At 69.0% G+C, this 17,108-nt stretch carries 10 protein-coding genes and 1 pseudogene; 7 read left to right on the forward strand and 4 right to left on the reverse strand.

What is annotated here, in order from left to right; all coding sequences use genetic code 11:
* Positions 1–23: 23 nt before the first annotated feature.
* Positions 24–935, reverse strand: a pseudogene (locus ABE488_RS06975) (LysR family transcriptional regulator); the annotation flags it as partial.
* Between the two features lie 368 nt (positions 936–1,303).
* On the opposite strand from ABE488_RS06975, the gene ABE488_RS06980 reads away from it, so the two are divergent.
* The 5 genes from ABE488_RS06980 (at position 1,304) to ABE488_RS07000 (ending at position 8,894) form a co-directional block, all read left to right on the forward strand.
* The gene (locus ABE488_RS06980) at positions 1,304–2,140 is read left to right on the forward strand and encodes an SDR family NAD(P)-dependent oxidoreductase (RefSeq protein WP_346447618.1); all 837 of its coding nucleotides are present in this window, start codon (positions 1,304–1,306) and stop codon (positions 2,138–2,140) included.
* Positions 2,137–3,306, forward strand: a complete 1,170-nt coding sequence (locus ABE488_RS06985; RefSeq protein ID WP_346447619.1) for an efflux RND transporter periplasmic adaptor subunit — start codon at positions 2,137–2,139, stop codon at positions 3,304–3,306. The genes ABE488_RS06980 and ABE488_RS06985 overlap by 4 nt, the downstream gene beginning before the upstream one ends.
* Before the next feature lie 185 nt (positions 3,307–3,491).
* Complete coding sequence (locus ABE488_RS06990; RefSeq protein WP_346447620.1) at positions 3,492–6,662, forward strand: multidrug efflux RND transporter permease subunit; 3,171 nt, start codon at positions 3,492–3,494, stop codon at positions 6,660–6,662.
* A gap of 19 nt (positions 6,663–6,681) precedes the next feature.
* Complete coding sequence (locus ABE488_RS06995; protein WP_346447621.1) at positions 6,682–7,434, forward strand: SDR family oxidoreductase; 753 nt, start codon at positions 6,682–6,684, stop codon at positions 7,432–7,434.
* A complete protein-coding gene (locus tag ABE488_RS07000) occupies positions 7,431–8,894 on the forward strand; it encodes an efflux transporter outer membrane subunit (RefSeq protein ID WP_346447622.1) in 1,464 nt (487 codons plus the stop codon). Before ABE488_RS06995 ends, ABE488_RS07000 begins: the two co-directional genes overlap by 4 nt.
* A 191-nt stretch (positions 8,895–9,085) precedes the next feature.
* On the opposite strand, the gene htpG is transcribed toward ABE488_RS07000, so the two are convergent.
* Entirely contained in the window at positions 9,086–10,993 is a 1,908-nt protein-coding gene (gene htpG / locus ABE488_RS07005; protein WP_346447623.1) for a molecular chaperone HtpG, read from the reverse strand.
* 302 nt (positions 10,994–11,295) lie between these two features.
* Between htpG and ABE488_RS07010 the strand changes: the two genes are divergently transcribed.
* Together ABE488_RS07010 and ABE488_RS07015 are read left to right on the forward strand one after the other, a co-directional pair.
* Complete coding sequence (locus ABE488_RS07010; protein ID WP_346447624.1) at positions 11,296–14,073, forward strand: TonB-dependent receptor; 2,778 nt, start codon at positions 11,296–11,298, stop codon at positions 14,071–14,073.
* A 212-nt stretch (positions 14,074–14,285) separates the two neighbouring features.
* A complete protein-coding gene (locus ABE488_RS07015) occupies positions 14,286–14,444 on the forward strand; it encodes a hypothetical protein (protein ID WP_346442002.1) in 159 nt (52 codons plus the stop codon).
* 40 nt (positions 14,445–14,484) lie between these two features.
* Here ABE488_RS07015 and ABE488_RS07020 read toward each other — a convergent pair whose 3' ends face one another.
* A complete protein-coding gene (locus ABE488_RS07020; RefSeq protein WP_346447625.1) occupies positions 14,485–16,338 on the reverse strand; it encodes an SLC13 family permease in 1,854 nt (617 codons plus the stop codon).
* Positions 16,339–16,453: 115 nt separating this feature from the next.
* Positions 16,454–17,035, reverse strand: coding sequence for a hypothetical protein (locus ABE488_RS07025; RefSeq protein ID WP_346442005.1), 582 nt, complete (start codon positions 17,033–17,035; stop codon positions 16,454–16,456).
* Between the last annotated feature and the right edge of the window lie 73 nt (positions 17,036–17,108).

The raw sequence follows: 17,108 nt of genomic DNA on the forward strand, positions 1-17,108 counted from the left end.
TTCTGCACCATGCACAGGGTCTGCATGTGGTCGGCGTCGAAGTTCAGGCGCTCGATGAGGAAATCGACGAACGCACGGACCTTCGGCGAGACCAGCCGGCCGCCGGCGAACACCGCGTTGAAGTCGACCTCCGGACCGGTCCAGCCGGCGAGCACGCGCTGGACCATGCCGGCTTCGACAAAGGCCTTGGCCATCACGTCGCCGGTCAGCATCAGGCCCTCGCCCTTGATCAGCGCCCAGTTCAAGGCGGCCGGGTCGTTGCCGACCAACTGCGGATTGACCGGGAACTCGCGCAGCGCCTGGCCGTCGGTCAGCGACCACACGAACCGGCCGTTGTGCGGGTTGCGGCTCTTGCGCATCACCAGTGTGCGGTGGTGCTGCAGGTCGTCGGGATGCAGCGGCTCGCCGTGCTGTTCGATGTAGGCGGGGCTGGCAAAGACCTGCGTGCGCAGGCTGCCGAGCTTGCGCGCGACGAAGTTGGAATCGGGCAGGGTGCCCACGCGCAACGCCAGGTCGGCCTCGCCGCCGATCAGATCGAGATGCTCGTTGCCCATGTGCATGTCGAGCAGGATCTCCGGGTATTGGGCCTGGAAATCGCCGAGCAGCGGCGCGATCCAGGTGATGCCAATCGAGTAGGGCACGGTGAACCGCAGCCAGCCGCGCGGACCGCCCTGCAATTGGCCCACCGCGGCCTCGGCCTCTTCAAGCCCGCGCGCGATGCGCTGGCAATGCTCGTGGTAGACCGCGCCGGCCTCGGTCAGCCCCAGGCGACGTGTGGTCCGATGCAGCAGCCGCGCCCCCAGCCGCTGCTCGAGCTCCTGCACCTTGCGGCTGACCGTGGTCTTGGGCAGGCCGAGCGCGTTGGCGGCAGCGATGAAGCTGCCCTGCTCGACCACCTTGACGAAGATCAGCGTGTCGTTGAGATCGTGGGCCATGCGCGCACTCCGGTGGGGACGGACGCGATTGGCCCGTTCGAGGGACAATTATTCCCTCGAATCGGGACTAATCAAGTCCGGGATGGCGGCCTATCGTTTGCCGCCTCGCCCGACCGGAGCTCGCCGGTGTCCCTCGATCGCCCTGTTCCCAGCCTCCATGCCGTCACCCGACAAGGCCGCACGGCCGCGCCCCGGCGTCGGTTGGAAGTCCCGCCGAATCAATCATCTAGCGCCCGCCTTGCGGTCCCCCGCGGGGTGCGTGGTGGCGGTTTCGACTGGCACCGGATGTGGGCGTGGCTGGGGGTGTCGGCCCCCGACGAGGAGTCCCAGGCCTCGGTCGAAGCCTGTTTTTCGGGAGACAAAATCCCATGACCGGGACAATGTCGCCGCTGCTGGTGCTCGGCGCGACCGGGGCGATCGGCACGCGCCTGGTCGCCCGCGCTGCAGCCGCCGGACGTCGGACGATCGCGGTGGCGCGCGACGCCGCCGCCCTCGCCGCGCTGCGCGAGCGTCACGGCGCGACCGTGCTGCCGCTGGCCGCGACGTTGTCCAGCGATGCCGACGCCGCCGCGCTCGCGGACCGCGTCGCCGCGCTGGCCGGCCCCCGTCCCGGCGCGGTGGTCGCAGCGATCCGCGGCGCCGCCCCGGCACGCCGACTGCTCGATGCCCCGGCCGACTTCCTGCGCCGGCGGCTCGACGAAGACCTGCTGCCGCATCTGGCCGCCGCGCGGCATCTGTTGCCGCTGCTCGCACCGGTCCCTGGCGGCGCCTATGTCCTGGTCGGCGGCCCTGGCGCCGAGCAGCCTTGGTCGGGCTACGGCCACCGCTCGATCGGTGCGGCCGCGTTGCAGATGCTCGCCCGTGTGCTGCACGAGGAAGCACGAACGCTGCCGGTGCGGGTGCAGATGCTGGCGATCGACTCGCCGGTGCGCACCGCGCACAACGCCGCGCACGCCTGCACTCAGTGGCCGGACGCCGATGCGATCGCCGACTACGCGCTGCGCATGGTCGACGGCCGCCTGCGCCCGGACGCCGCGCTGCTGCGGTTCCCGTCCGAGGAGCCGGTGCGCCCGCCCGGGCTGTCCGACGACATCGACCTCGCGGCGGCACCGTGCCTGCCCGCATCGACCCACGACACCGCCGCGCAGGCGCTGCTGCAGCGCATCGCGGCCCGTTCCCGATCCCCCCAGGAGTTCCGCTCATGACCCCCATCCTCACCCGCGCCCTGGCCGGCTCGCTGCTGGCCGCCGCGATCGCCGTCACCGTGGCCGGCTGCGACAGCCGCGCCGAATCGGCCAGCCCGCCGCCCCCGCCTGAAGTCGGGGTCGCCGCGGTGCTCGCCGAGCCGGTCAAGGACTGGAACGACGCCACCGGCCGGATCGCTGCGGTCGAGAGCGTCGAGCTGCGCCCGCGGGTCAGCGGCTACGTCGAGCGCGTGGCCTACGCCGAAGGCGACGAAGTGAAGCAGGGCGACCTGCTGTTCGTCATCGACCCGCGTCCGTACCGCGCCGCGTTGCAGCGCGCCGAGGCCGAGCTGGCCCGGGTCCGCGCCGAGGCGCAATTGGCGGCGACGCGGCACGACCGCGCGCAGTCGTTGATCGAGGCCAGCGCGATCTCGCGCGACGACTTCGAGGCCCGCAGCGCCGGACGCGCCGAAGCCGAGGCCGCAGTGCGCGCCGCGCAGGCCGCGGTCGAAACCGCGAAGCTGGATCTGGCGTTCACCCAGGTCCGCGCACCGGTCGACGGCCGCGCCGGGCGCGCGTTGCTGACCGCCGGCAACCTCGCCCAGGCCGATGCCTCGCTGCTGACCACGGTGGTCTCGCAGGATCCGGTGCACGTCTACTTCGAGACCGACGAACGCACGTTCCTGCGGCACCAGGCGCTGGCCCGCGAGGGCGCGCGCACCGCCGGCCGCAACGCAGTGCGCGTGGGTCTGTCGGATGAGACCGGCTACCCGCATGCCGGCACGGTCGATTTCCTCGACAACCAGGTCGATCCGGCCACCGGCACCGTGCGCGCCCGCGCCGTGCTGCCCAACCCCGACCGCCGGTTCACGCCGGGGCTGTTCGCCCGCGTGCAGCTCGAAGGCGCGACCGCACGCGAGGCGGTGCTGATCGACGACAAGGCCGTGTTGACCGACCAGGACCGCAAGTACGTCTACGTGCTGGGCGAGGGCAACACCGCGCAACGCCGCGACATCGTTCCCGGGCGCATGGTCGATGGCCTGCGCGTGGTCGACTCGGGCCTGGCCGCCGGCGACCGCGTCATCGTCAACGGCGTGCAGAAGGTCTTCATGCCCGGCATGCCGGTCGCACCGCAGACGGTCGCGATGCGCGATGGCCAGCCGGTCAAGGCGGTCGCACAACACTAAGGGTCGCATGACCGCGGCCTCCCTCTGGGGAGACGCGTGCAGCGCATCGGGCACGAGCCGGGCCTTGCCGAGCAAGCCCGGTGCGCATCGGCACCCTCGGGGCATCTTCGCCGTCGCGGAGAAGGCCTCGCTGTACCCGCGTTTTCTTTCGCTGCGGCCTTCGCGCCGCCCACAAGGATGCTCCCGTGGACTTTTCCCGCTTCTTCATCGACCGGCCGATCTTCGCCGCGGTGCTGTCGATCCTGATCTTCGCCGGCGGCCTGATCGCGCTTCCCTTGCTGCCGATTGGCGAGTACCCGGAAGTCGTGCCGCCCTCGGTGGTCGTGCGCACCGTGTACCCCGGCGCCAACCCGAAGGTGATCGCCGAAACGGTGGCGACCCCGCTCGAAGAAGCCATCAACGGGGTCGAGGACATGATGTACATCAAGTCCGTGGCCGGCTCCGACGGCGTGCTGCAGCTCACCGTGACCTTCAAGCCCGGCACCGACGCCGATGACGCCGCGGTGCGCGTCCAGAACCGCGTGGCGCAGGCACAGGCGCGACTGCCCGAGGACGTCCGGCGGCAGGGCGTGACCACGCAGAAGCAGTCGCCGGTGTTCCTGATGGTCGTGCACCTGACCTCCCAGGACGGCCGCTACGATTCGCTGTACCTGCGCAACTACATGCGCCTGCACGTCAAGGACGAGATCGCCAAGATCGCAGGCGTGGGCGATGCTCAGGTCTTCGGCGGTGGCGACTACGCCATGCGCTTGTGGCTGGACCCCGACAAGATCGCCGCGCGCGGCCTGACCGCCGGTGACGTGGTGCGTTCGGTGCGCGAACAGAACGTGCAGGTGTCCGCCGGCCAGCTCGGTGCCGAACCGATGCCCAACGGCAGCGACTTCCTGCTGCCGATCAATGCCAAGGGCCGCCTGGAGACCGTCGAGGAATTCGGCGACATCGTGCTCAAGGCCGGCAGCGACGGCGAGCTGGTGCGCCTGGCCGATGTGGCCCGGATCGAACTGGCCGCCGGCGACTACACGCTGCGCGCGCGCCTGGACGGCAAGAACGCCGCGGCCATCGGTGTCTTCCAGGCCCCGGGCGCGAACGCGCTCGAGATCCGCGACGGCGTGGTCGAGACGATGGAACGGCTGCGGCCTTCGCTCCCGCCCGGCGTGGAGATCCAGTCGATCTACGACACCACGATCTTCGTGCGCGATTCCATCAAGTCGGTGGTGACGACGCTGATCGAAGCCACGCTGCTGGTGGTGCTGGTGGTGATCCTGTTCCTGCAGACCTGGCGCGCATCGATCATTCCGCTGCTCGCGGTCCCGGTGTCGATCGTCGGCACGTTCGCGGTGCTGTACCTGCTCGGCTACTCGATCAACACCCTCACACTGTTCGGACTGGTGTTGGCGATCGGCATCGTCGTCGACGACGCCATCGTGGTGGTGGAGAACGTCGAGCGCCACATCGAGCTGGGCGCCTCCCCACTGGAAGCGGCCCACTTGGCGATGCGCGAGGTGTCCGGGCCGATCATCGCGATCGCGCTGGTGCTGTGCGCGGTGTTCGTGCCGATGGCCTTCCTGACCGGCGTCACCGGTCAGTTCTACAAGCAGTTCGCGGTGACCATTGCCATCTCCACCGTGATCTCGGCGATCAACTCGTTGACGCTGTCGCCGGCCCTGGCGGCCAAGCTGCTGCAACCGCACGGCGCGCCGAAGGACCGGCTGACCCAGCTCATCGATCGGGCGTTCGGCTGGGTGTTCCGTCCGTTCAACCGCTTCTTCCATCGCAGCTCCGAGCGCTACGAAAGTGCGGTCTCGCGTTCGTTGGGCCGTCGGGGCGCGGTGTTCGTGGTCTATGCCGTGCTGCTGGCGGGCGCCGCCCTGATGTTCAAGATCGTGCCGGCGGGCTTCATCCCGGTGCAGGACAAGATGTATGTGATCGCAGGCGTCAAAATGCCCGAAGGCGCATCGATCGAACGCACCGACGCGGTACTCAAGCGGATGGCGGCACTCGCCAGCGAGGTCGACGGCGTCGCCAGCGAGATCGCGTTCCCGGGCCTGAACCCGCTGCAGTTCACCAACACGCCCAACAACGGCGTGGTGTTCTTCACGCTCGATCCGTTCTCCGAACGCAGCCGCAGCGCCGAGGCGATCACCGCCGAGCTCAACCAGAAGTTCTCGACCATCCAGGAAGGCTTCACCTTTGCCTTCATGCCGCCACCGATCCAGGGGCTGGGCAACGGCTCGGGATGGTCGCTGTTCGTCGAGGACCGCACGCGCCTGGGCTACGGCGAGCTGCAGGCCGCGGTGCAGGCCTTCCAGGCGGCCGCGATGCAGACGCCGGGACTGGGCTATCCGATCAGCAGCTACCAGGCCAACGTGCCGCAACTCGATGCCGAGGTCGATCGCGTCAAGGCCAAGGCACAGGGTGTGCCGCTGACCGAGCTGTTCGACACGCTGCAGACCTATCTGGGCTCGGCCTACGTCAACGACTTCAACATGTTCGGCCGCACCTGGCAGGTCATCGCCCAGGCCGACGGTCCGTTCCGCGAGGACGTGTCGGACATCGCCGCGCTGCGCACGCGCAATGCGGCCGGTGAAATGGTGCCGGTGGGCTCGATGGTGCATGTCCGCCAGACGTATGGCCCGGACCCGGTGATCCGCTTCAACGGGTATCCGGCCGCCGATCTGCTGGGCGATGCCGACCCGCGCGTGCTGTCGTCGGGCGAGGCGATGGCCAAGGTCACCGAGCTGGCCGGCCAGGTGCTTCCGAACGGCATGGGCATCGGCTGGAGCGACCTGAGCTATCAGCAGTCCAACCAGAGCGGCGCCGCGCTGGTGGTGTTCCCGCTGGCGGTGATGCTCGCCTTCCTGGTGCTGGCCGCGCTGTACGAAAGCTGGTCGCTGCCGCTGGCGGTGATTCTGATCGTGCCGATGACGTTGCTGTCCGCTCTGTTCGGCGTGTGGCTGGCCGGCGGCGACAACAACGTGTTCGTGCAGGTGGGTCTGGTGGTGCTGATGGGCCTGGCCTGCAAGAACGCGATCCTGATCGTGGAGTTCGCCCGCGAACTGGAGACGCAAGGCAAGGACATCATCACGTCGGCGCTGGAAGCCAGCCGCCTGCGCCTGCGGCCGATCGTCATGACCTCGGTCGCGTTCATCGCCGGCACCGTGCCGCTGGTGCTGTCCACCGGTGCGGGCGCCGAGGTCCGGTCGATCACTGGAATCACCGTATTCGCCGGCATGTTGGGCGTCACGCTCTTCGGCCTGTTCCTCACGCCGGTGTTCTACGTCGCGATGCGCAAGCTCGCCAACCGGCCACTCGTGTCGCATGCCCCGGTCGCCCCCATGGCACCGGCCCATTCCTGACCCCCACTAGGAGTTGCTCATGTCCGTTTCCGATTCCCGCATCGCTCTGGTCACCGGCGCCACTCGTGGCATCGGCCTGGAAACCGTGCGCCAGCTCAGCGCCGCCGGCGTGCACACGCTGCTGGCTGGCCGCAACCGCGACCGCGCGGTCGAGGCCGCGCTCAAGCTGCAGGCCGAAGGGCTGCCGGTCGAGGCGATCGCACTCGACGTCACCGACGCGGCCAGCATCGCCGAGGCCGCGAAGACCATCGAGGCCCGCCACGGCCGTCTCGACATCCTGGTCAACAACGCCGGCATCGTTGCCGACGACCCGACGAAAGGCACGACCGGCCAATCGCTCGACACCTGGCGCACGACGTTCGAGACCAACGTGTTCGGCCTGATCGCGACCACGCAGGCGCTGCTGCCGCTGCTGCACAGGTCCAACGCGGGCCGGATCGTCAACGTGTCGAGCCTGCTCGGCTCGATCAGCCAGCACCAGGACCCGGCCTCCTTCATCTACGACATGAAGGGCCTGCCCGCCTACAACGTATCCAAGAGTGCGGTGAACGCGTGGACGGTGCACCTGGCGCACGTGCTCAAGGACGCCGGCATCAAGGTCAACACGATCCATCCCGGCTACGTGCGCACCGACATGAACAAGGCCGGCGATGAACAGAACGGCGAGCTCGAGGTCGTCGACGGCGCGCGCACCAGTGTGCGGCTCGCGCTGATCGACGACGACGGCCCGACCGGCGGCTACTTCTACTTCGATCAGGCACTGCCATGGTGACGCGTCCGCTCATCGCCACCTTGGCCACGGCGCTGCTCGCCGCCTGCGCCGTCGGCCCGGACCACGTGCGTCCGACGATGGCGGTGCCCGAGACATTCGGCGTGCAGGCCTCCGCGACTGATGCGGCGGCGGCGTTGCCCGTCTCCGCACCGGCCGATGGCGCTTTCTGGCAGGCCTTCGGCGACCCGCAGCTCACCGCGCTGGTCGACGAGGCGTTGACCGCCAACCACGACCTGCGCATCGCGCTCGCCCGCTTCGATCGCGCCAACGCCTTGTTGCGCGGCGCGCGTTTCGACCAGTTGCCGACGATCGACGTCAGTGGCCGCGCAACCAGCAGCCGCGCCAGCGCCGACCAGGCACCGGGCGTGCCGCGTGACGCACGCGACAGCGACGCCTTCGAGGCCGGTATCGGCGCGAGCTGGGAGCTCGACCTGTTTGGCCGCGTGCGGCGCGGCGTCGAGGCCGGCCGCGCCGAAGCCGCCGCGAGCGCCGACGACCTGCGCGCCTTGCAGGTCGCGATCGTCGGCGAGGTCGCGACCGCCTACCTGGACCTGCGCGGGCTGCAAGAGCGGTTGCGCGTGGCGACCGAGAACGCCGGCAACCAGCAGCACACGCTGGCGCTGGTCGAGGCCCGCCGCAACGCCGGCCAGGACAGCGACTTCGACAGCGCGCGCGCCTCCGCGCAGGCGGCCTCGACCGCATCGCGGATTCCGGCGCTGGAGGCCGAGATCGCGGTCGCGATCCATCGCATCGCGGTCCTGACCGGCCGCACGCCCGACGCGCTGCGCGATGCTCTCAGCGCCGCGCGCGATCTGCCTGCCGTGCCGCGCGCGATCGACCCCGGCACGCCGGCCGACGTGCTGCGGCTGCGCCCGGATGTCTCGGCCGCCGAACACCGGTTGCACGCCGCGACCGCGCGCGTGGGCGTCGCGACCGCCGACCTCTTCCCCCGGCTCACCCTGGGTGGCCTGATCGGCAGCCAGGCTGGCGACGTCGACGCGCTGTTCAAGCGCGACAGCGAGACCCGGCTCGTGGCCCTGGGCATCGACTGGTCGTTCCTCGACATCGGGCGGGTGCGTGCCCGCATCGCTGCGGCCGATGCCGACGCCGAACTGGAACTGGCGCGCTACCAGCAGACGGTGCTGCGCGCGCTCGAGGACACGGGCAACGCGCTGGCACGCTTCGATCGCGCCCACGACGAAGATGTCGAGCTCGCGCGCGCCGCCCGCGACAGCGCGCGCGCTGCACGGCTGGCCCGCATGCGCTTCGAAGCGGGCGCGACCGGGCTGCTCGACGTCCTCGACGCCGAGCGCACGCAGCTGCAGGCAGAAGACGCGTTCGCCGCGGGCCGCACCCGGACCGCCACCGGCGCCGTCTCGCTGTATCGGGCGCTCGCCGGGGGCTGGCCGCAATCGCTCCCCCAACGCGAAGCCCTCGACACGCAGGTCTCGCGACGCTGATCGACACCCGCGCCCCTTCCCGAACGCAGGGACGTAACGCTCAGCACATCTCCCCCGCTCGCGGGGGAGGTCGGCGCCATCGGCGCCGGGTGGGGGCATGACTTTCATGCAGTCGCTTTCCGCATCCACCCCGCGACCTGCTCGGCCCCCACCCAACCCTCCCCCGCATTGCGGGGGAGGGCACGTCAAGCTCAGCCCAGCAAGACGCGGTTGAGGCGCTGCACGAAGGCTGCCGGGTCGGGCAGCGGGGCACCGGCGGCGATCTCGGCCTGCTCGAGCAACAGCGTGGCCAGGTCGGTCGCCTTGGCGTCATCGGCCTCGGCTTCGATCCGCTGCAGCAACGCGTGCTGCGGATTGATCTCCAGCGTCGGCTTGCTGTCGGGGATCGCCTGGCCGGCCTCACGCAGCAGCCGCGCCAGGTGCGGGGCCATCTCGTAATCGGCCAGCGCCAGGCACGAGGGCGAATCGGTCAGGCGGGCGGACACGCGCACCTCGCCCACGCGCTCGCCGAGCAGGCCCTTGAGCCGCTCGATCAGCGGCGCGGCGGCCTTCGCGGCCTCTTCCTGCTTGGCCTTGTCGGCGGCATCGAGTGGCAGCTCGCCCTTGGCGACGTTCTTCAGCGACTTGCCGGCGTACTCGTGCAGGTGACCGAGCATCCACTCGTCGATGCGGTCGAACATCAGCAGCACCTCGATATCCTTCGCGCGGAAGGCCTCGAGCTGCGGGCTGCCGGCCGCGGCGGCGTAGCCGTCGGCGGTGATGTACCAGATTGTGTCCTGGCCCACGGCCATGCGGCCGACGTAGTCGTCCAGCGACACGGTCTGCGCCGCGCCCTCGCCCTGGGTCGAGGCGAAGCGCAGCAGCTTGGCGATGCGCTCGCGGTTGCCGGGATCCTCGACGATGCCTTCCTTGAGCGTGTTGCCGAAGGCCTTGTAGAACGCGGCGAACTTGTCGGCATCGTCGCGTGCGAGCTTCTCGATCAAGTCGAGCACGCGCTTGACGCACGCGCCCTTGATGCGCTCGAGCTGACGGTTGTGCTGCAGCAGTTCGCGGCTGACGTTGAGCGGCAGGTCGTCGGCGTCGACGACGCCGCGCACGAAGCGCAGGTAGTTGGGCAGCAGTTCCTCGGCCGCGTCCATGACGAACACGCGCTTGATGTAGAGCTTCAGGCCCTTGCGCTCGTCGCGGCCACCCATCATCAGGTCGAACGGCGGCTGCGACGGCAGGTACAGCAGCGTGGTGAAGCTCTGGCTGCCCTCGACGCGGTTGTGGGTCCACGCAGCCGCGTCGTTGAAGTCGTGGCCGAGCGCCTTGTAGAAGTTCTGGTATTCCTCGTCTGAGATCTCGGACTTGGGCTTGGTCCACAGCGCCGAGGCGTCGTTGGCGGTTTCCCACTCCGGCGCGGCGTCGGCCTTGGTCGCGTCCTCGTCCGATGCGTCGTCGGCCGGCGACGGCGCGTCCTTGGGCATGCGGATCGGGAACGCAACATGATCGGAGTACTTGCGCACCAGCGCGCGCAGCTTCCAGCCGTCGAGGAACTCGTCCTCGTCGGCCTTCAGGTGCAGGACCACCGTGGTGCCGCGCTCGGACAGCGTGACGTCCTCGAGCGCGTACTCGCCGCGGCCGTCGCTCTCCCACTTCACGCCGGCTTCGGGGGCGGCGCCGGCGTGGCGGGTGCGCACGGTCACCCGGTCGGCGACGACGAAGGCCGAATAGAAGCCCACACCGAACTGGCCGATCAGTCGCGCGTCGGCCTTCTGCTCGCCGCTCATCGCTTCCAGGAACCGCCGTGTGCCGGAGCTGGCGATGGTGCCGATGTTGGCGACCACGTCATCGCGGGTCATGCCGATGCCGTTGTCGCGGATCGTCACCGTGCGTGCAGCCTTGTCCCAGCTCACGTCGATATGCAGTTCGCTGCTGCCGGCCAGCAGCTCGGGATTGGCGATCGACTCGAAGCGCAGCTTGTCGCAGGCATCGGAGGCGTTGGAGATCAGCTCGCGCAGGAAGATCTCCTTGTGCGAGTACAGCGAGTGCGTCACCAGGTGCAGCACCTGGGCGACTTCGGCTTCGAACTTGCGGGTCTCGGTGGTGGCGGTCATGACGGTCCGTGTGGCGTGTTGCGAGAGCGCCGATATTGGTCTGGCTGCCGCGGAATCAAGCCGGGGGCACCTGGCACCGACACATACCCCGCCAGGTCCGGTCGAGCGCTGGGTGCAAGATCGCAGCCCATTCAGCGGAATTAACCGCCGTTGAACACACCAGGCTCGTCATTGGATGAATTGCGCGACCTCACGCGCTTGTCACATTAACGAGATCTTAACTGCGGCAGCCGCTCCGCACGCGTGTGCGGGCGACCGGGATCCCCCGTTCCGTCGTCGCTTTCCAGCTCAGGACCCTTTCCATGACATCGCCCGTCCGCCGTCCCTTGCGCCGCCGTGCGCTCGCCCTGTCGATCCCCCTCGCGCTCGCCGCCATCGCGCCGATGCAGGCCACCGCGCAGCAGACCACCACCACGCTGGACCGCATCACCGTGACCGGCTCCAACATCCCGCGCACCGACACCGAGACCGCGTCGCCGGTGCAGGTGATCTCGCGCGAGCAGATCGACCGCACTGGCAAGACCACGGTCGGCGAGTACCTGCAAAGCCTGGCGGTCGATGGCGCGGGCTCGGTGCCCAAGAGCTTCGGCAACGGCTTCGCCGGCGGCGGTGCGGCCATCTCGCTGCGCGGCCTGGGCGCCGGCTCGACGCTGGTGCTGCTCAACGGCCGCCGCATGGCACCGTTCGGCCTGGCCGACGACGGCCAGAAGGTGTTCACCGACCTGAGCACGATCCCGCTCGATGCGGTCGAGCGCATCGAGGTGCTCAAGGACGGCGCATCGTCGGTCTATGGCTCGGACGCGATCGCCGGCGTGGTCAACGTGATCCTGCGCACCGACTTCACCGGCGCAGTGGCGACCGTGTCGTACGGCTGGTCGGACGATGGCGGCGGCGACCAGCCCAAGGCGTCGCTGACCGCGGGCACCGGCAGTCTGACCGAGGACGGCTACAACGCCTTCTTCAGTATCGAAGCGGCCAAGACCGACGCCATCCGGCTCTACGACCGTCGCAACCGCGACTGGATCGGCACCGGCGACACCCGCCGCTGGGGCTACGGCATCGGCGGCAACCTGCCCGGCCGGATCACCGGCGGCGGCACCGGCGCCGGCGCCAGTCCAAACGGCGCGGTCCAGAACCCGGTCACCGGCCGCTTCGAGTCGCTGCCCGGCTGCGCGGGTCTGTCGGATGTGACCCCGCAGGATCCAGCCGGCGGCTGTCTGTGGGATGTGGCCCGATTCCGCGACCTGTCGCCCGAAGAGAAGTACGTGAACTTCTTCTCGCGCGCCGCATTCGCGGTCGGCGACAGCAGCGAGCTGTACATGGAACTGGGCATCGCCAACAAGCAGACCGTGTTCCAGAACACGCCCTCGAGTGCGTCGGGCGCCTGGGGCTATCCGGGCGGCCCGGTCAATGCGTCCGATCCGGGCCCCGGCGCGGTCGTGCTTGGCCCGGACCATCCGGACAACCCGTATCCGGGCACGGCCAACCGACTGCGCTACGCCGCGTTCGACGTCGGCCCACGCACGACCTACAACGACAGTCGCTTCATGCGCCTGCTGCTCGGCTTCAAGGGCACCGCCGGGGCCTGGGACTACGACGTTGGCTACCTGCACTCGGGCACCGACCTGACCAACGAGCGCACCGGCTTTTTGCGCTACAGCCACGTCAAGACCGCGCTCGAAGACCCCAACAGCCCGGTCGGCTGGTGGCGCATCGGCGACGACGCCGGCCGCAATAGCCAAGCGCTTTACGACTACATCTCGCCACGCATCCGCGCCACCGGGCGCACCCGCCTGGACATCATCGACGCCAAGGCCACGCGTTCGCTGGCCGACCTGGCCGGCGGTCCGCTGGGCCTGGCAGTCGGTGCCGAGTACCGCCGCCAGTCGGTGCTGCTGACGCCGCAGACCTACACCGACATCGGCGACATCATCGGCCTGGGCTACTCGGCCTATGGCGGCGTGGAGAAGGTCTCCAGCGCCTACGTCGAGTTGCAGGCGCCGGTGCACGAGACCCTGGAACTGACCGGCGCGCTGCGCGTGGACAAGTACGACGGCGGCGAGACCTCGACCACGCCCAAAGTCGGCGTGAAGTGGTCGCCCAGCGACTGGATCGCGCTGCGCGGCACCTACGCCGAGGGCTTCCGTGCCCCGAACCCGGCCGAGGCCGGCACCGGCGGCCTGGCCGCCTTCAGCACCGCGGTCGACCCGGTGCGCTGCGCCGCGCCCGGCCACGAACCGCAGGACTGCGATGCCGGCTCGATCGCGCTGATCACCTCGCCCAATCCGGACCTGCGCCCCGAGGAATCCAAGAGCACGACCCTCGGCCTGGTGCTCTCGCCCTGGACCGGCGGCTCGCTCGCACTCGACGCGTTCCGCATCAAGCGCACCGACGAGATCTTCGGCGGCAGCGCCGACGCGGCGATCGCCGCCGGCGGTGCCAACGTGATCCGCGGCACCAACGAGATTCCGGGCACGCCGGGCAGCGGCTCGATCCTCGCCGTGCTGGTGGGCTATGAGAACGCCTCCTCGACCACTGTCGAGGGCTTCGACGTCGACCTCGAGCAGCGATTCGAACTGGGCAATGCGGGCCGCCTGCGGCTGGACCTGCAGTTCACCCACATCAGCAAGTTCGCGCGCGAGGATGTCGATGGCACGGTGTACGAGTTCGCCGGCACCCACGGCAACTGCGATGTGACCAACTGCATCGGCACACCGAAGAACAAGGCGAACTTCGGCGCCACGTGGGAGATGGATCAGTTCACCATCAGCAGCGTCGTCAACTGGCGCGACAGCCTGCGCAACGTCACCGAGGCGAGCGACACCGACTGCGCGAACGGCTTCGCCAGCGGCGACGACGCCCCGCGTGGCTGCAAGCTGCCCTCGTTCTACACGATCGACCTGTCGGCGCGCTGGATGCCGGCCGAGCACTGGGAGCTGTTCGGCTCGGTCGCCAACCTCACCGATCGTGTCGCACCGCTCGACCCGTTGACCTACGGCGCCATCAACTACAACCCGATGGACTTCAGCGGCGCGATCGGCCGCTACTTCACCGTCGGCGCGAAGTTCAAGTTCGACTGACCTTCCCGCAATCGGCAGGACTCGGACGCCCCGCTTGTCGGGGCGTCCGCATGTCTGCAGCCAGAAAGCACGATGCGGATCGACACGTGAATCCGTGCGGCCATCTGCGCACCGACGGTTGATCTGCATCAATGCCGGGCGTCCAGGGCGGCCCTACCTTGGGGCCACACCCACCGGCGATGCACCGCCACTCGCCGTCACCCGGAGCCGCTATGAACGTCCTGCCCTATTCCGCGTTCGAGGTACTGGCCATGGTCATGGAGGGCACGCATGTGCCGCCGCCGGCCATGCCCGCCGCGCCACCTGTCACCGACGCGCCCGCACCTGCGCCTGCCCAGCCGACTTACCTCGACGTGCGCCAGGCCGCCTGAGCGTTGCGCCGCGCTTGCCCCGGCAGCCCACCAGAGGTGGCTACAGGGGCCAGACGGACAGCAGCATCGGCATCGACACCGCGAACACGACCAGTTGGACGGGCAATCCGAGCCGCCAGTAGTCGCCGAAGCGGAAGCCGCCCGGCCCGAGAATCAGCGTGTTGTTCTGGTGTCCGATCGGCGTGAGAAACGCGCACGAGGCACCGATCGCCACCGCCATCAGATACGGGTCGGCACTCACGCCGAGCGTGGCCGCCGCTCCGATCGCGATCGGGCACATCACCGCTGCCGTCGCAGCATTGTTCATCAGGTCCGACAGTGTCATCGTGACCACCAGCACGAGCGCGAGCCCGATCACCGGATTGCCCTGGGCCACCGTTTCGAACATCACGCGTGCAATCCGCTCGGCGGTTCCGGTCGACTCCATCGCACCGGCTACGGGAATCAGCGCCGCCAGCAATACGATCACCGGCCAATCGATCGCCGTGTAGACCTCGCGCGGCGGCACTGTGCCCAATGCCATTGACGCCAGCACGCCGAGCGCGAAGGCGACCGGTGCAGGCGCCAGGCCGAAAGCGGCAATCGCGATGGCCCCTGCCAGGATCGCGGTGGCGGTGATCGCTTTGCGCCGATCGGGCATGCGCAGTTCGCGCGCCGCCAGCGGCACCCCGCCAAATTGCGAGGCGAATGCGGAGATCGACGCCGTCGTCCCTTGCAGCAGCAACAGGTCGCCGGCACGGAACACACGCGAACGCAGGCGCTTCATCGAGCGCTTGCCCTCGCGCGCGAGCGCCAGCAGGTTGATGCTGTACTGCGTGCGCAGCGACAGATCGGTGGCGCTGCGTCCGACCAGCGCGGACCCGGGCAGCACCGTGATCTCCTGCAGCACGATATCGCTGTGCGGGGTCCGTCGCTCCTCGGCGTCGTCATCGTCTTCGTCGGCATTGTCGCGCGCGATGTCTGTCTCTTCTTCTTTCGGGTGCGCGTGGTCCGCATCGTCATCGCGGACATCCTCTTCGAGCATCAGCCCCAAGTGCGCCAACGCGCCGGGCAGCGCGCCGACATCGGCTTCCAGTACCAGGATGTCGCCGGCACGCACAATGCGGTCGGGGCTTGGAGCGTGCACGCGGAATGCGTTCTGCACGATGCCGACCACCTGCGCCTCGTGCTCGTCGAGCATGGTCTCGATCTCGCGTACGCTGCGGCCGACGGCCTTGGCGCCTTCCGGCACCTTGGCCTCGGTCAGGTAGGCGCCGGTATCGAAGCTCTCCGCACCTGCGTTGCGGCGCGCCGGCACCAGCCGCCAGCCGCCGACTGCGATCAGCAACACCCCGGCCGCAGCGACCGAGACGCCCACAGGCGAGAAATCGAACATCGTGAAACCGCCGTCTCCGGCTTCTGCCCGGAAGCCGGAAACGATCAGATTGGGCGGCGTGCCGATCAAGGTGGTCATGCCGCCAAGAATCGAGCCGAACGCCAGCGGCATGAGAATCTGGCCAGCGGCCAGGCCCTGCTTGCGCGCAACCTGCACCGCGATCGGCATCAGTAAGGCCAGCGCGCCGACGTTGTTCATGAAGGCTGACAGCAACGCCGCCAACATGGTCAGCGCCGCGATCGACAGCGTCGGCCCGGCGCTGCGCGGCAGCGCAACGCGCATCAGAGCGTCCACGGCGCCGGAGAGCTGCAACCCGCGACTGAGCACGAGCACGCAGGCGACAGTGATCACCGCCGGATGTGCGAAGCCGGAAAAGGCCTGCTCAGGTTCGACCAAGCCGATCGACACGCAGGCCAGCAACGACGCACCCGCCACCATGTCGTGGCGCCAGCGCCCCCACAGGAACAGGGCCACCGTGCAAGTGAGGATGCAAAGGATCAGGATCTGGTCGGTCTGCATGCGCATCCATGAAAAGCAGGGCATCCGCAGCAGTGCACGCAGCGGTGAGGACACACGTCGTCCGGCGCCAGTATCACCGCCATCGTCAGGACGGGGTCATTGCTTGCCCAGTCGGTCACGCGATCCGCTCCACTCTGCATTGCCGACACAGCGGGTAATCGTCGAGGAACGGGCGAATCGCCGCGTGCATTTGCTCGAAATCGGCGCCGTACATGTAGAGCGCAGTCTCGCTCGGCCCCTGCCAATGGCTGTTGACCATGCCGCGCTCGCCCAGCAGGCGCTCGCATTCTTCGACGACGTGATGGATGTCGCACGTGTCATACACCGACTGCGGCAGATCGGCGCCATTGAGGTAGAGCGCCAGGCCCTGATGGGCGCCGAACACGATCGGCGCGTCGCGATCGGGCACATGCAGGCGCGAGCCGATCGGCGCGAGCATCGCGGTGAAGGCATCGCGGACGAAGTCGATCTGGGCCTGCGAGGCATCGGTCAGCTGGATCTCGATGTCGCAATTCTTGACCTCGCCGGTCTCCGCCAGCAGCGTGCCGCCGCCCACGACCTCCGCATCGATCTCGCGATGCCGGCACAGATCGCAGAACGCATCCTCGAGCGCCGCGCGATCGAAGGGCGCCAACCGCGCATTGAGGCTGACAGTGACCACCGCCGGCTGCGGCTTGCGCTTCAAACGTCCGAACATAGCGGGACTCGGTGAGGGGCGATCGCCGTATTGTCGATGAAGCGAAGCCAAATACCGATACCGCGACGACCGG

The sequence above is a fragment of the Luteimonas sp. TWI662 genome (assembly GCF_039673825.1).
In the GTDB taxonomy this organism is placed as follows: Bacteria; Pseudomonadota; Gammaproteobacteria; order Xanthomonadales; family Xanthomonadaceae; genus Luteimonas.

Coding starts and splice junctions, on each gene's coding strand:
- htpG (WP_346447623.1), bottom strand. CDS start 10,993: ATGACCGCCACCACCGAGACCCGCAAGTTCGAAGCCGAAGTCGCCCAG.
- ABE488_RS07020 (WP_346447625.1), bottom strand. CDS start 16,338: ATGCAGACCGACCAGATCCTGATCCTTTGCATCCTCACTTGCACGGTG.
- ABE488_RS07015 (WP_346442002.1), top strand. CDS start 14,286: ATGAACGTCCTGCCCTATTCCGCGTTCGAGGTACTGGCCATGGTCATG.
- ABE488_RS06985 (WP_346447619.1), top strand. CDS start 2,137: ATGACCCCCATCCTCACCCGCGCCCTGGCCGGCTCGCTGCTGGCCGCC.
- ABE488_RS06980 (WP_346447618.1), top strand. CDS start 1,304: ATGACCGGGACAATGTCGCCGCTGCTGGTGCTCGGCGCGACCGGGGCG.
- ABE488_RS07025 (WP_346442005.1), bottom strand. CDS start 17,035: ATGTTCGGACGTTTGAAGCGCAAGCCGCAGCCGGCGGTGGTCACTGTC.
- ABE488_RS07010 (WP_346447624.1), top strand. CDS start 11,296: ATGACATCGCCCGTCCGCCGTCCCTTGCGCCGCCGTGCGCTCGCCCTG.
- ABE488_RS06995 (WP_346447621.1), top strand. CDS start 6,682: ATGTCCGTTTCCGATTCCCGCATCGCTCTGGTCACCGGCGCCACTCGT.